Origin of the sequence: Actinomycetospora aeridis, from assembly GCF_037400275.1 — a bacterium.
Taxonomy (GTDB): domain Bacteria; phylum Actinomycetota; class Actinomycetes; order Mycobacteriales; family Pseudonocardiaceae; genus Actinomycetospora; species Actinomycetospora aeridis.
Map to the genome: position 1 here is coordinate 462,422 of NZ_JBBEGL010000001.1, position 13,132 is coordinate 475,553.

Below are 13,132 nucleotides of genomic sequence, written 5' to 3' on the forward strand. Positions count from 1 at the left end.
GGGGTCGAGGAAAGGGTCCGCGTGCCGCACAAGACCGTGATCATCGGCGGCGGTGCCGCCGGGCTGGGTTCCGCGGGCGGGGTGAAGGCCGCGAACCCGGACGCCGAGGTCGTCGTCTACACCGAGTTCGAGGACGTGGCCTACAGCCCCTGCGGCATCCCCTACGTCCACGGGCAGGAGATCCCGGACTTCGAGCGGCTGTTCCTGGCCACCAAGGAGCAGTACGTCCAGGTCGGCATCGACGTCCACTACGAGACGACGGTGACCGGCATCGACACCGCCGCGCGCACCGTGCAGGTCGCCGGCGAGGGCGCCGTCGGCTACGACACGCTGATCGTCGCCACCGGGTTCGAGTACGCCGACCCGGGCGTGCCCGGCGGCGAGCTCGAGGGCCTGTACTACGTCAAGAACATCCGCGCGGCGATGGAGTGGGACAAGGTCCTCGACTCCGTGAAGCGGGCGGTCGTCGTCCACGCGACCCCGCTCGGCGTCGAGATGACCACCTCGCTCGCCCACCGCGGCATCGAGACCCACCTCATCGACCCGCACCCCTGGCCGCTCGCCGACATGGCCGACCCGGACATCATGGCGCCGGTCGAGGAGTCGTGGCGCGAGCTCGGCGTCGTCGCGCACTTCAACACCACCCTCCAGGGCTTCGTCGGGCAGGGGCACGTCAACGCCGTCGCGACCTCCGACGGCGAGCTGCCGTGCGACCTCGTCGTCGTCGCGACCCACAAGACGCCGAACGCGCGCCTCGCCGCCGCCGCGGGCCTGAAGATCGGCTCCACGGGCGGGATCATCGTCGACGAGCGGATGGCCACCTCAGTGCCCGGCGTGTACGCGGCGGGCGACGCCGTCGAGGTCCCGCACGGGCTCACGCGGGTGCCGCTGCAGGGGCTCACGGGCAGCCACGCCTACGCGCAGGGCAAGACCGCGGGGGTCAACGCCGGCGGCGGCACCCGCGCCTACAAGGCGGTCTACGTGCCCTGGGGCACGCCGGCCGGCAAGTGGATCATCGGCGGCGCCTCGTTCGGCGAGACCACCGCGACCGCACTCGGCATCCCCTACGTGCTCGGCCAGGCCCAGGGCATCTCGCGGGCGCGCTACTACCCGGGCGTGAAGCCGGTGAAGGTCAAGCTGCTCGCCGAGCCCGGCAGCCTGCGCCTCATCGGCGCGCAGATGGTCGGCCAGGAGGGCATCAAGGAGCGCGCCGACTTCCTGGCGATGGCCGTCAAGCACGGCTTCACGTTCCACGACCTGTCGACCATGGAGAACGTCTACTCGCCCGCGATCGGGGCGCTCAACGAGCCGATCGTCGTCGCGGCGACCAACGGGCTCGACGAGCTGCGCAAGGCCGGGAAGCTCTGACATGGCCCGCACCTCGTTCTCCCGGTGGCTCCGCGAGAACTCCCAGCACTACCTGATGGTCGGCGCCCACGAGCAGCTCGCGAAGCGCTACCCGGGCACCCGCGGACCGCGCCGCCCCCACGGGCCCCTCGAGCTCGCCTGGCTACGCGTCTTCGCGCCGGTCTACCGGGCGCTCCCGTGGCCCCTGCGCCACCGGATCCTCCGCGCGATGCCGGGCAGCCACCGGCAGACCTGGGCCCCGCCGCCCGAACGGCGCGAGCCGGCGGTCTGACCGCCCCACCGACAGCGGCGGGACCCACCCGCCGGGAGCACCACACAAGACAGAGACGAGGGGTACCAGTGGTCCAGATCGTGGGTGAGCGTGTCAGCCCCGGCGACGCGATCGTCGACTACGAGGACAAGGTCTTCGACGACATCCAGGCCGAGCAGGGCGAGAAGGCCTACATCTTCATGCACACCGTGCCCTTCGAGGGCTCGGTCGGGCTGGTCAACATGCTGACCGCCACCCGGGTCAACCGGAAGGGCTTCGACACCAGCATCGTCCTGTTCGGCCCGGGCTCCCTGATGGCGTCCGCGTCGCGCGGCTTCCCGAAGGTCGGCGACGAGGCGTTCCCCGGGGCGCTGGGCTACAACAAGCAGCTCACGACCTTCATGAACGAGGGCGGCAAGGTCTACGCCTGCCGGTTCTCGGCGGCGATGCTCTACGGCATGCGCGAGGTCGACATGATGGAGGGCGTCAAGCCGATCAACCCGCTGGACGTCCTCGACGCCCAGCTGACCGCGCGGCGCGAAGGTGCGCTCGTGATGCAGACCTGGACCGTCTGACCGGTGGTGGCGACGGGGCGGCGCACACGGCGCCGCCCCGGCTCCGGTGCGAGTGAGGAGTTCTCGTGGATCCGTTGGCCGACATGGGCGGGTCGCCGGGGTGGGGCCCCGCGCAGGTCCCGACGCCCGACGAGCCGCCGTTCGGCGAGCCGTGGGAGGGCCGCAGCTTCGCGATGACGGTCCTGACCATGGGCCGCATCTCGGGGCGCAACCTCGACGCGTTCCGCTACGCGCTCGAGCGGCTCGACCCCGTGTCCTACCTCGCCGACGGCTACTACGGCCGCTGGCTCAACGCCGCTGAACTGATGCTGCAGGACAGCAGCATCCTCGCGCCGGGCGCGGTCGACGCCCGGGCGCGCGCGCTCGCCGGCGAGGACGTCGACGAGCCGGCGTTCCCCGAGCCGGCCAAGCCCGACTACGCCCCGACCGGGCCGGGCTCGCTGCGCGAGATCGACGGCCCGCCGGCCTTCGCGGCGGGCGACGCCGTGCGGACCACGAGCACCCCCCGCCCGCAGGGCCCGTCCAAGCTGCCCGGCTACGTCCGGGGCCGGCGCGGGACGATCACCGCGGTGCGCCCGGGTCACCTGCTGCCCGACACCCACGCCGTGTTCCAGGGCGAGAACCCGCAGTACGTCTACACCGTCGGCTTCGCGTCCACCGAGCTCTGGGGTGACGACGCGGAGCCCTTCACGCTGCACGTCGACCTGTTCGAGAGCTATCTGGAGAGTGACCGGTGACCGGCGCCCCGACCCGTCGTCCCGAGCCCGCGCAGCGCACCGAGGCGCTGGAGTCGCTGCTGGTGGAGCGCGGGCTGATCGACCCCGCGGTGATGGACAAGTTCATCAAGACCTACGAGCAGGACGTGGGCCCGCTCAACGGCGCCAAGGTCGTCGCCAAGGCGTGGACCGAGCCCGAGTACCGGGAGCGCCTGCTTGCCGAGGGCACGTCCGCGATCAAGGAACTGGGCTTCGCCGGGCCGCAGGGCGAGCACATCGTCGTGCTCGAGCAGACCGACGACGTCCACCACGTCGTCGTGTGCACCCTCTGCTCGTGCTACCCGTGGCCGGTGCTCGGCCTGCCGCCGAGCTGGTACAAGGACCCGGCCTACCGCGCGCGCGTGGTGCGCGAGCCGCGCACGGTGCTGCGCGAGATGGGCCTGGACGTGCCCGCGGACAAGGAGATCGAGGTCTGGGACTCGTCGTCCGAGGTGCGCTACCTCGTGCTGCCGCAGCGCCCGGCCGGCACCGAGGACTGGGACGCCGAGGCGCTGACCGGCCTGGTCACCCGCGACGCCATGGTCGGCGTGGCCGTCGTGTCCGCGCCGTGACCGCCGTGTCGACGGCCCTCGACGTCTCCGGCCCGGCCGCGCCGCCGCGGGCCAACGGCGAGCTGGTGTTCACCGAGCCGTGGGAGAGCCGCGCGTTCGGCATGGCGGTGTCGCTGTCCGAGGCGGGCGCGTTCACCTGGGACGCGTTCCGCGACCGCCTCGTCGCCCGGATCGCGGCGTGGGAGGCCGAGCACGGTCTCGACGACCCGGAGTTCCGCTACTACGCCTGCTGGCTCGACGCCCTCGAGGACGTGCTGGTCGACGGCGGGGCGCTGGGCGGCGACGACGTCGCGGCACGCTCGTCGGAGCTGGCCGCGCGCCCGGCCGGTCACGACCACCGCGACGACGGGCACGGCCACGGGCACGGGCACTGACTAGGCCTGCCCCACGGCCCCCGCCCGCACGTCGTCGTACACGGCGAGGTGCCGGCGGGCGCTCGCGGCCCAGGTGTAGCGGGCCAGCGTCACCCGACCGCCGGCGCGCAGCCGGCGGCGCAGGGCGCGGTCGGCGTACATCTCCTGCATCGCGCGCGCGAGCGCCGCGGCGTCGCCCGAGGGCGGCATGAGGGCGTTGTGGTGGTGCAGCAGGTACTCCCGGAACACCGGGAGGTCGCCGGCGACCACGGGCAGGTCGGCGGCCATGGCCTCGAGCACCGCGAGGCCCCAGCCCTCCGCCAGCGAGGGGAAGCACAGCGCGTCGGCGCTGCGGTACCAGGCGCCGAGGTCGGCCTCGGACAGCGTGCCGAGCAGGACGACGTCGCGGCCGAGCTCGAGGCCCAGCTCCGGGAGCCGGGCGAGGGTCTCGTGGCGGTAGGCCGCGTAGTCGCGGAACGAGTGGCCGCCGACGATCGCGAGCATCGGCGGGTGCGGCATGGTGGCCTTCAGCCGCGCCAGCGCCTCGAACGCCACGTGCGTGCCCTTGCGCGGCTCGATCCCGCCGACGCCGAGGAAGACGAACCGGTCCTGGGCGCCGACCGACGCCCGCAGCTCGGCGACCCGCTCCGCGGTGACCGGCGGGAAGCGGTCGGGGTCGACGCCGTTGGGCACGACGGTGGCCTCGCGCGCGTACTCGTCGCGCAGGATGCGCCGCCACTGCTCGCTGACGACGAGCACCCGGTCCGGCTCGCGGATCGCCGCGCGTTGGCAGTCGACGAGCGCGGGGGTGGTGAAGTCGTCGACGTGGTGCACGGTGCGCACCACCGCCACCCCGGCCCCGCCGTCCCGCACGCGCGCGGCGGCGCGCGCGGCGATGCAGTCCTGGGTGTGCAGCACGTCGAACCGGTGGGCGAGGTCGGCGAGGGCCCCGCTGAGCAGGTCGATCGACGCGAACACCTTGTCCGTCAGCGAGCCGCCGGACGGCGGGGCCGGCAGCACCGTGAACGGCACCGACGTGGGCCGGAAGAGACCCGCGGCGGGGTCGCCCTGGCTGACGACGTGCACCGCGCGCCCCGCGGCCTGCAGGGCCTCGGCGAGCGCGAGGGTGTGCACCATCCCGCCGCGCGGCGAGGTGGAGTGGGTGACGAGGGCGAGCTCCCTCACGGGGCCCACCCGGACGCCCCGAGCTCGGCGATCGCCGGGTCGCGCCGCGCGATCGCCGCGGCCGCGAGGGCGGCGCGCGCGGCGGTCTCGGTGACCACGCACCCGGCGTCGAGGAACGCCCGACGCTGGTCCTCGAGGCCCTGGGGATCGCCCTCGGTGCCGAGCACGTAGACCACGACCCGCCCGCCGCCGGCGACGATGCGGGCGCACTCGCCGGCCAGCTCGCCCGCGGGGTCGGGGTGCGCGCCGTAGCCGAGCACGACGTCGAGCACGATCGCCGCGACCTCGGGGTCGGCGCCCTGGGCGCGCAGGTGCTCGAGCCGGGCCTCGGGGTCGATCATCGGGTGCGGCCGGCCCTGGGTGTACTCCTCCTCGCCGAGGTCGAGGCACACGTGGCTCGACGCGGGGGCCGGCACGGCGAGCGCCTTGTCGAGCGGAGTGTTCGACCACACCGGCCCGAGCACGCGCGAGAGCACGACCAGCGACTCGTAGCAGAGCGTGCCGCCGGAATAGAGGCCCCGGACCAGCGTGCGCCCGGGGTCGAGGTCGGCGATCGCGGTCTCGACCCGCGCGCGCAGTCCCGCCGACGGGTCGGGCGCGCCCCGGCCGAGGACGCCGAGCACCGCCAGCGCGCCGGCCTCGAGCGTCGGCACCTGGACGACCGACGCACCGTCGAGCGGCTCGTCCATGCCGATGAGGGCGGCGACGAGCGGGGTGTCGCCGGCCTCGGCGACGACCGAGCGCGCGACGTCGGGGTCCGGCGGTTTGGAGACCAGCAGGATCGCGTCCGTCGCGGGGTCCGCGGCCATCGTGCGCACGGCGAGCCGGCCCATGGGCCCGCCGACCCGCGCGCCGAGGTCGCGCCCGCCGAGGCCGACGACGTGGGTCACCCCGACGCCCCAGCGGTCGAGGAGGGCGGCCACCTCCTGCGCACCGGTGCCCGCCGCGGCCACGACACCGACCGCCCCGACGCGGTCGGTGAGGGGGGCGACGACGTTCGCGAACCCCAGGCACGTCCGCCCGAGCATCGCCGTCCCGGCCCCCGGGCCCATCACCAGCCGGCCGAGGCCCGCGGCGCGCGTCTTCAGCGCGATCTCGTCGTGGAGGGACACGTTGTCGCTGAACAGCAGGACGTCGAGCCCGGCGCCGAGGGCCTGGTGGGTCTCGAGGGCCGCGTAGTCGCCGGGCACCGAGACCACCGCGACGTTGCTGCTCGCCTGCCGGGCGACGGCCTCGGCCAGGGTGCGCGGGTCGGGCTCGGCGACCCCGGTCGTCGTCGCCTCCCGCGGGCTGAACGCGGCGGCGCGACCGGCGTCCTGCGCGGCCTCGACGACCTCCGCGGAGTCGGCCCGGACCGCGAGGAAGAGGTCGCCCGGCCCCGCGCCGGCCCAGCCGGCCGGGTCGAAGCCCTCCTTCTCCAGCGTCTCCAGGTTCGCCTCGGTCGCCATCGCCACCGCGGCCCAGTCGACCCCGGGGACCTCGCGCATCGCGCGCGTGCCCGAGAGCTGGACGACCGAGTCGAGGTAGGTGTCACGGTAGAGCAGGAAGCCCGCGCTCATCGCCCGTTCCCCACGATGCGGGTACCGACCAGCTCGGCGCCGTAGGCGTCGCCCGCGTCGAGCGAGGGCCCGGCACGGTCCGCGGTGGTGATCACCGCGGTGCGCCCGCCCTCGCGGATGAAGCGCACGGCGGCGCGCACCTTCGGGCCCATGCTGCCGGCGGGGAACTGCCCGTCCTCGAGGTGCTTCGCGGCCTCGTCGACCGACATCTGGTCGATCGCGCGCCGGTCCGGGGTGTCGAAGTCGACGTAGACCTTGGGGGTGTCGGTGACGAGCACCAGCGCGTCGGCGTTCACCGAGGCCGCGAGCCGCTGCGCGGTGAAGTCCTTGTCGATCACGGCGTCGATGCCCTCGAGTCCGTGGTCGCCCGCGATCACCGGGATGCCGCCGCCCCCGCCCGCGACGACGATCATGTGCTGCTCGATGAGGGCCCGGACGGCGTCGACCTCGACGATCCCGACCGGCTTCGGCGACGGCACGACCCGGCGGTGGCCCCGCGCGCCGTCGGGGATCATCTCCCAGCCCCGCTCCTGGGCGAGCACGCGCGCCTGCGCCTCGCTGAAGTAGGGACCGACGGGCTTGGTGGGGCGCTCGAACGCGGGGTCGGCCGGGTCGACCATGACGTGGGTGACCACCGAGACGACGCCGGGCAGCCGCCCGCGCCCCTCGGCGAGCAGGGCGAGGCCGAGCAGGCTGCCGAGCTGCCCCTGGGTCATCGAGTTGACGCAGAACAGCGGGAGCGCGGGCACGATCGAGGCCGCCTCGTCCTGCTGGATCGCGAGGTTGCCGACCTGGGGCCCGTTGCCGTGGACCAGCACGACGTTCCACCCGGCGTCGCGCAGCGCGCACACGGCGCGGGCCATCGCGTGCGCGTTCTCCGCCTGCTCGGCGTAGGTCCCGGCCTGGCCGCCCCGGGTGATGGCGTTCCCGCCGAGGGCGACCACTGCGGTTCTGGGCATCGGTGTCCGTCACTCCTGATCCATGATGAGCAGCGCCCGTCTACTATAGTGGACATCATGAATGCTGCGGTGCGCTCCGGGGAAGAGGCGGCTCTCGGCCGGGCGCGCGCACGGTGGCAGGCGGCGGGCGACCGGGTGTGGTCGATCGCCGTGGTCGACGGCGAGGAGTACCGGCGCCTGGCCGAGCGCGTCGGCGCCGTGCCTCGACGAGGTCCGCGCCGCGACCCCGACGGTCGGGGCCCTGCTCGCCCTCGACGCCGACCCCGCCGGCGTGCTCGACCGGGCCGGCACGCGCGCGGTGCTCGACGCCGCGCTCGCGGTGCGCGCCGACGAGCTGGTCGCCGCCGCGGCACGCGCCGGGCGGGCGGCGGCGATCGCCGCCGCGCACGAGGCGGGCGACCGCTGGGTGGTCCTCGACGAGACGGCGGGCACGACCCAGCGGACCGTCGAGATGCACCTCGCGTCGGGGCTCGCCCTGGTCGCGACGGCCGACCCGTACGCCGGCGACGAGCCGTACACGCTCGGCGAGGCCGTCCTCGACGTCACCACGGGCGACCCGATCGCCGACGGCGACGGCGGGGACGTGTCGTTTGCCGACGCCGCGGCGTGGCGCGACGCGCGCGCCCGCCGCCGGGAGGAGATCGACTCACGCCTTGACGGCGGCGACACGATGCTTTCCGATAAGAGATGACCGTGGCCGAAAGTAGACGCGAGGCGGGTGGCGCATGACGGGCCTGATGGGCGAGGAGACGGTCACGGCGCAGGCGCACCCGGATCCGGCGGCCATCGCGTCGGTGATCGTCGCCGTCCAGAGCGCCGGGATCCGCCTCGAGACGTCCGTGGAGACCCGCACCGGCGGGGCCGGGCCCACTGACGCCGGCATGCTCTGGATCGAGGGCTTCCCGGTCACGGTGCCCACCACCGCGGGCTCGCCGTACGTCCTGCGCGCCGAGGACAACGGTGCCCAGGGGCTCTACCGCGACGGCGAGCGCCTCGCGTCGGTCACCGGCGCGCGCCGGCCCCGTTTCTACGACCGCACCACCGCCGACGGCACGCCCTACTGGAAGATCGCGCTGCTGCACCTCGACTCGCTCGCGAGCACGGTCGTGCAGGCGTGCAACTACTGGAACACCGCCGACCAGTGCGCCTTCTGCGGGATCGGGGTGTCGCTGGACGCCGGCAGCACCGTCGCCCGCAAGACCCCCGAGCAGCTCGCCGAGGTCGCGGTCGCCGCCAAGGAGCTCGACGGCGCCGTCGACGCCACGCTCACCACCGGCAGCTCGGTCGCCCCCGACCGCGGGGCCCGCTACGTCGCCCGCTGCGGGCGCGCGGTCAAGGACGCCGCCGGCCTGCCCGTCGAGATCCAGTTCGAGCCGCCGCGCGACCCCGCGATCCTCGACGAGGTGCACGGCACCGGCGGGGCGGACGCGGTCGGCATCCACGTCGAGACGTTCGACCCCGACGTGCTGGCCCGCGTCGCCCCCGGCAAGGCGCGCACGGGCCTCGACACCTACTACCGCACCTGGGAGCGCGCCGTCGCGCTCTGGGGCCGCGGCCGGGTGTCCACCTACGTCATCCTCGGCCTGGGGGAGGACCCCGAGCTGACGATCGAGGGCTGCCGGCGCGCGGTCGACGTCGGCGTCTACCCGTTCCTCGTGCCGCTGCGGCCCGTCGCGGGCAGCCTGCTCGCCGACGCCACGCCCCCGGACGCGGCCTACACCGACCGCGTCTACCAGAAGGTCGCGGCGTACATGACCGAGCGGAAGATGTCGTCGGCCGACGCCGTCGCCGGCTGCGCCCGCTGCCAGGCCTGCTCCGCGCTCAACGCCGTGCAGCCGCTGCTGCAGATCGGGCGGCGTCCGGGCTCGTCGGGGGCCCGCTCGTGACGCGCTCGGTCGCGCGGCCCGTGGTCTGCGCGATCGCGACCGACGAGGCCGAGCGCGCCGCGCACCACCGCGTGCGCCGGACCGTGTTCGTCGACGAGCAGGGCATCTTCGCCGGCGACGACCTCGACTCCCACGACGCCCGCGACGACGTGCTGCACGTCGTCGCGCGGGTCGGCGAGGAGGTCGTCGGGACGGTCCGCCTGTTCCCCCTCGGCGACGGCGTCTGGCAGGGCGACCGCCTCGCCGTCCTCGCGGCGGCCCGGACGGCCGGCGCCGGGGGACCGCTGGTGCGCTTCGCCGTCGCCACCGCGGCCGCCCGCGGCGGCCGGCGCATGGTGGCCCACGTCCAGCCGGCCAACCGGCGGTTCTTCGAGCGTCTCGGCTGGACCGCCGGGGGCACCGAGGAGTACGCGGGGCGCCCGCACGTGTTCATGACGATCGAGCTAGTGCGGCGTGCGCGGGACGACCAGACGGCCGTGCTCGACGAACCGGGCACGCAGCTCGGCGGGTAGCGCGGCCGCGATCCGGTCGCGCGCCGGGCCCCGGGTCGACGGCGCGCCGACCTGCGCGACGACGAGGTCCGAGCGGGTGCGCAGGGCCGCGGCCGCCGCCTCCTCGCCGCGCCCGAGGTGGGTCAGGGCGAGCGCCTCGTACTTCGCCGACCGGTAGGTCCGCGAGGTCACGAGCAGCTCCTCGGCGCGCCCGGGCTCCCAGCGCGCCTGCATCTCGAGCAGCCGCATCGCCGCGCGCGGCCGGAAGGGCAGCGAGCGGTCCAGCAGCGGCGCCGCCTCCTCGACCGTCGCGCCCGCGTCGTCGTCCTTCCCGGCCAGCAGCAGGCAGTCGGCGCGCGCGAGCAGGGCGTGCAGCTCCTGCTCGAGCTCCAGCGCCCCGCCGCCACGATGGGCCAGGTCGACGGCGGTCTCGGCGTGCTCGCGCGCGCGGTCGAGGTCGCCGAGCTCCTGCCAGAGCCACGACGTCGTCGTCTCGATGCCGGCGCGGTAGTAGCCGACGCCGGCGTCGTCGATGAGACGCCGGGCGCGGTCGAGCGCGCGCAGCGCGCCCGCGAAGTCGCCGGCGTCGCCGCGGGCGAGGCCGCAGAAGAACAGGCTCTGCAGCAGCGTGCGGAACTCCCCGGTCTGGCGGCACAGCTCGACGGCGCGCTCGAGGACCGCGCGGGCCTCGGCGAAGCGGTCCATGTGCTGGAGCAGCGCGCCACGGTAGGCCATCGCCACCGCGCCGAGGGCGTCCTCGGTCCCGACGGCGAGCACCTGCTGGTAGGCGTGGGTCGCGCCGGTGTAGTCGCCGTCCCAGTGCCGCACCCGCCCGAGCAGCAGCAGCGAGCTCCGCCGCGCGCCCGGCGCGGCCGCGGCGGACTCGGCGAGGTGCCCGGCCCGCTCGGCGAGATCCACGGCGGCGAACGCGTCGCGCGCCCAGAGCGCCGTCCAGCCCAGGGCCTCGAGCGCGCGCGCCTCGAGCTCCTCGTCGCCCAGCTCCCGGGCCAGGGTGAGCGCGGCGTCGTGGTCGGCCTGTGCGTCGTCGAACCGGGCGAGGTCGCAGCGCGCCTGGCCGCGCCGCAGCAGGACGGTGGCGCGCAGCACCGCGTCCCCGGTGCGCTCGGCGCTCCCGAGGGCGGAGGTCAGCAGCCGCTCGGCGTCGCGGTGGGCGAACACGAGGTGGGCGGCGTCGGCGGCGGCCAGCCACGCCCGCGCCGCGGCGGCGTGGTCGCCGGCGGCCGAGTGGTGCCCGGCGGCGGCCTCGGGGCGATCGGCGAGGAGTTCGGCGGCGCGGCGGTGGCGGCTGGTCCGGACCGGGAGCTCGGCGCGGGAGTAGGCGACGGTCCGGACGATGTCGTTGGCGAAGCGGTAGCGCGCGCCGTCGGGCACCAGCAGGCCGGCACGCACCGCGCGCTCGGCGCGGCGGGCGCACTCCTCGGGTCCGACGCCGGCGAGCGCCGCGGCGTCGTCGAGCGCGAACGACGACCCGAGCACGGCCGCCTGCCCGAGGAGCAGCACGACGTCCTCGGCGGTGGCGTCCAGGCGGCGTCGCAGCAGGACGTAGAGGTCCTCGGGGATGACCGGTGCCCCGCCCGCCGTCCCGTCGCGCGTCGCCGGCACGGGGTGGCGCAGCAGCTCGCCGACCAGCAGCGGCGAGCCCCCGGTCCACGCGAGGAAGGTGTCGAGGTCGTACCGGGCCCCCGACGCGGCGAGCAGGGCGGTCACCGCGGCGCGGGACAGCGGCGGGACGCGCAGGTGCGTGGCCACGTCCAGCAGGCTCTCGGTGCCGCTGCGCTCCTCGGCGGAGCGCTCCGTCGCGAGCACGAGGACCCGCCGCGCGGCGAGGCGTGTCGCGAGCACGTGCAGGGCCTCCACGGTGGTCTGGCCCGCGTGCTGGAGGTCCTCGACCACCAGCAGGATCGGGTGCACCTCCGCGGTGCGCCCGAAGAGCTCGGCGAGCGCGAGCAACGTGCGGCGGTGGCCGAGCTCGTCGGTCGCCGGCCGCGTCCCCCCGGGGCCGAGCTCCGGCGCGAGCTCGCCGAGCGCCTCCCGCTCGGCCGGGTGCAGCAGCGGCGCCCCGGCGGACTGCGGTGCGGCCTCGCGCCCCACGAGCGTGCGCACCGCCTCGGCCAGCGGCTGCAGGTAGAGCGAGCGCTCGGCCTCCTGGCAGCGGACCTCGAGGACGGTGGCGCCCGCGTCGCGCGCCTCGCCGGCGAGCACGCGCGCCAGCGCGCTCTTGCCGATCCCGGCCTCGCCCGTGACGAGCACGAGGCCGCCGTGACCGCGCGAGGCCGCCGACCAGGCGCGGCGCAGCTGGGCGAGCTCGCGGTCGCGCCCCTGCACCGCGACCGGCGCGGCGTCGGACGGGCGGTCGTCCGGCACGAGCAGCGAGCGGTAGATCTCCTGCGTCGCCGGCGACGGGTCCGCGCCCAGCTCCTCCGACAGCGCTCGGCGCAGCTGCTCGTAGGCGGCGAGCGCGGCGCCGTCGGCGCCCTGGCGGACGTAGGCGCGCATGAGGGCGCGGGCGGCCGGCTCGTCGAGGGCGTCGGCGGCCAGCGCGCGGGAGGCGAGGTCGATGGCCGTGCGGTCCTCGCCGAGCGCGAGCGCCGCGGTCCAGTGGCAGGAGCGCGCGCGGGAGAGCGTCGTCGCGACCAGGCGGCGGACCTCCTCGGCCCACGGGGCGTCGGGCTCGCCGACGAGGGCCGCGCCCCGGCCGAGCAGGTCCTCCGCGCTCTGGGCGCCGGACAGCGCCCGCAGCATGAGGCCGCGATCGAGGTCGCGCTCCGCCTCCTCGGCCAGCGCGAGGCCCTCGTAGACGTCGACGGTGGTGGCGGCGTCGCGGACGAGGCGGTAGCCGCTCGGGTCGCCCTCGACGCGGTCCTTGCCGATGCCGCGGCGCAGCCGGCTGACGAGCGCGGCGAGGTTGCGGCCCGGGCGCCCGGAAGGCTCGGCCGGGCCGTCCGGCCACAGGGCGGCGACGATCGTGTCGGTGGGGACGAACCGGCCCTGGTGCGCGGCGAGCACGGCGAGCAGTCGCTGGGCACGCCCGTTCGGGACGGTCACGGGAGCGTGACCGTCGAACCCCTCGAGGGCGAACCGGCCGACGAGCCGGATCCGCAGACCGCCCGCTGTCATCCGCGTCATCGTACGGCCGGGCGGGTGGTCGCGGTCACACG

The 13,132-nt window shown here is 75.7% G+C and carries 13 protein-coding genes; 9 read left to right on the plus strand and 4 right to left on the minus strand.

The window, feature by feature from the left end:
- The first annotated feature begins 21 nt into the window (after positions 1-21).
- From WCD41_RS02205 to WCD41_RS02230, 6 genes are all read left to right on the plus strand, one after another.
- Positions 22-1,368 (plus strand): FAD-dependent oxidoreductase, encoded by a 1,347-nt coding sequence (locus WCD41_RS02205; protein ID WP_337711740.1) that lies wholly within the window; start codon positions 22-24, stop codon positions 1,366-1,368.
- A gap of 1 nt (position 1,369) precedes the next feature.
- On the plus strand, positions 1,370-1,639 hold the full coding sequence (locus tag WCD41_RS02210) for a hypothetical protein (RefSeq protein ID WP_337711741.1): 270 nt from the start codon (positions 1,370-1,372) through the stop codon (positions 1,637-1,639).
- A gap of 80 nt (positions 1,640-1,719) precedes the next feature.
- Positions 1,720-2,193, plus strand: coding sequence for an MSMEG_0572/Sll0783 family nitrogen starvation response protein (locus WCD41_RS02215; protein ID WP_337705290.1), 474 nt, complete (start codon positions 1,720-1,722; stop codon positions 2,191-2,193).
- 65 nt (positions 2,194-2,258) lie between these two features.
- Positions 2,259-2,930, plus strand: coding sequence for a nitrile hydratase subunit beta (gene nthB, locus WCD41_RS02220; RefSeq protein ID WP_337711742.1), 672 nt, complete (start codon positions 2,259-2,261; stop codon positions 2,928-2,930).
- Positions 2,927-3,520, plus strand: coding sequence for a nitrile hydratase subunit alpha (gene nthA, locus WCD41_RS02225; RefSeq protein ID WP_337711743.1), 594 nt, complete (start codon positions 2,927-2,929; stop codon positions 3,518-3,520). Before nthB ends, nthA begins: the two co-directional genes overlap by 4 nt.
- A complete protein-coding gene (locus tag WCD41_RS02230) occupies positions 3,517-3,894 on the plus strand; it encodes a nitrile hydratase accessory protein (RefSeq protein WP_337711744.1) in 378 nt (125 codons plus the stop codon). Before nthA ends, WCD41_RS02230 begins: the two co-directional genes overlap by 4 nt.
- Here WCD41_RS02230 and WCD41_RS02235 read toward each other — a convergent pair whose 3' ends face one another.
- The 3 genes from WCD41_RS02235 to WCD41_RS02245 are packed head-to-tail and all read right to left on the minus strand — an operon-like array spanning position 3,895 to position 7,576.
- Positions 3,895-5,058: an MSMEG_0565 family glycosyltransferase gene (locus tag WCD41_RS02235; RefSeq protein ID WP_337711745.1), complete on the minus strand. Its 1,164-nt coding sequence runs from the start codon at positions 5,056-5,058 to the stop codon at positions 3,895-3,897.
- Positions 5,055-6,617 (minus strand): AllF/FdrA family protein, encoded by a 1,563-nt coding sequence (locus WCD41_RS02240; RefSeq protein WP_337711746.1) that lies wholly within the window; start codon positions 6,615-6,617, stop codon positions 5,055-5,057. Before WCD41_RS02240 ends, WCD41_RS02235 begins: the two co-directional genes overlap by 4 nt.
- Positions 6,614-7,576: a carbamate kinase gene (locus WCD41_RS02245; RefSeq protein WP_337711747.1), complete on the minus strand. Its 963-nt coding sequence runs from the start codon at positions 7,574-7,576 to the stop codon at positions 6,614-6,616. The genes WCD41_RS02240 and WCD41_RS02245 overlap by 4 nt, the downstream gene beginning before the upstream one ends.
- A 61-nt stretch (positions 7,577-7,637) precedes the next feature.
- Between WCD41_RS02245 and WCD41_RS02250 the strand changes: the two genes are divergently transcribed.
- Genes WCD41_RS02250 through WCD41_RS02260 form a run of 3 tightly spaced genes read left to right on the plus strand, consistent with a single transcriptional unit; the run spans position 7,638 to position 9,974 of the window.
- Positions 7,638-8,267, plus strand: a complete 630-nt coding sequence (locus tag WCD41_RS02250) for a hypothetical protein (RefSeq protein ID WP_337711748.1) — start codon at positions 7,638-7,640, stop codon at positions 8,265-8,267.
- A gap of 34 nt (positions 8,268-8,301) precedes the next feature.
- A complete protein-coding gene (locus tag WCD41_RS02255; protein WP_337711749.1) occupies positions 8,302-9,462 on the plus strand; it encodes an MSMEG_0568 family radical SAM protein in 1,161 nt (386 codons plus the stop codon).
- Positions 9,459-9,974 (plus strand): MSMEG_0567/Sll0786 family nitrogen starvation N-acetyltransferase, encoded by a 516-nt coding sequence (locus tag WCD41_RS02260; protein WP_337711750.1) that lies wholly within the window; start codon positions 9,459-9,461, stop codon positions 9,972-9,974. The genes WCD41_RS02255 and WCD41_RS02260 overlap by 4 nt, the downstream gene beginning before the upstream one ends.
- Here the strand turns inward: WCD41_RS02260 and WCD41_RS02265 are convergent.
- Positions 9,906-13,091, minus strand: coding sequence for an ATP-binding protein (locus WCD41_RS02265; protein WP_337711751.1), 3,186 nt, complete (start codon positions 13,089-13,091; stop codon positions 9,906-9,908). The two genes, WCD41_RS02260 and WCD41_RS02265, sit on opposite strands and share 69 nt — an antisense overlap.
- Positions 13,092-13,132: the final 41 nt, after the last annotated feature.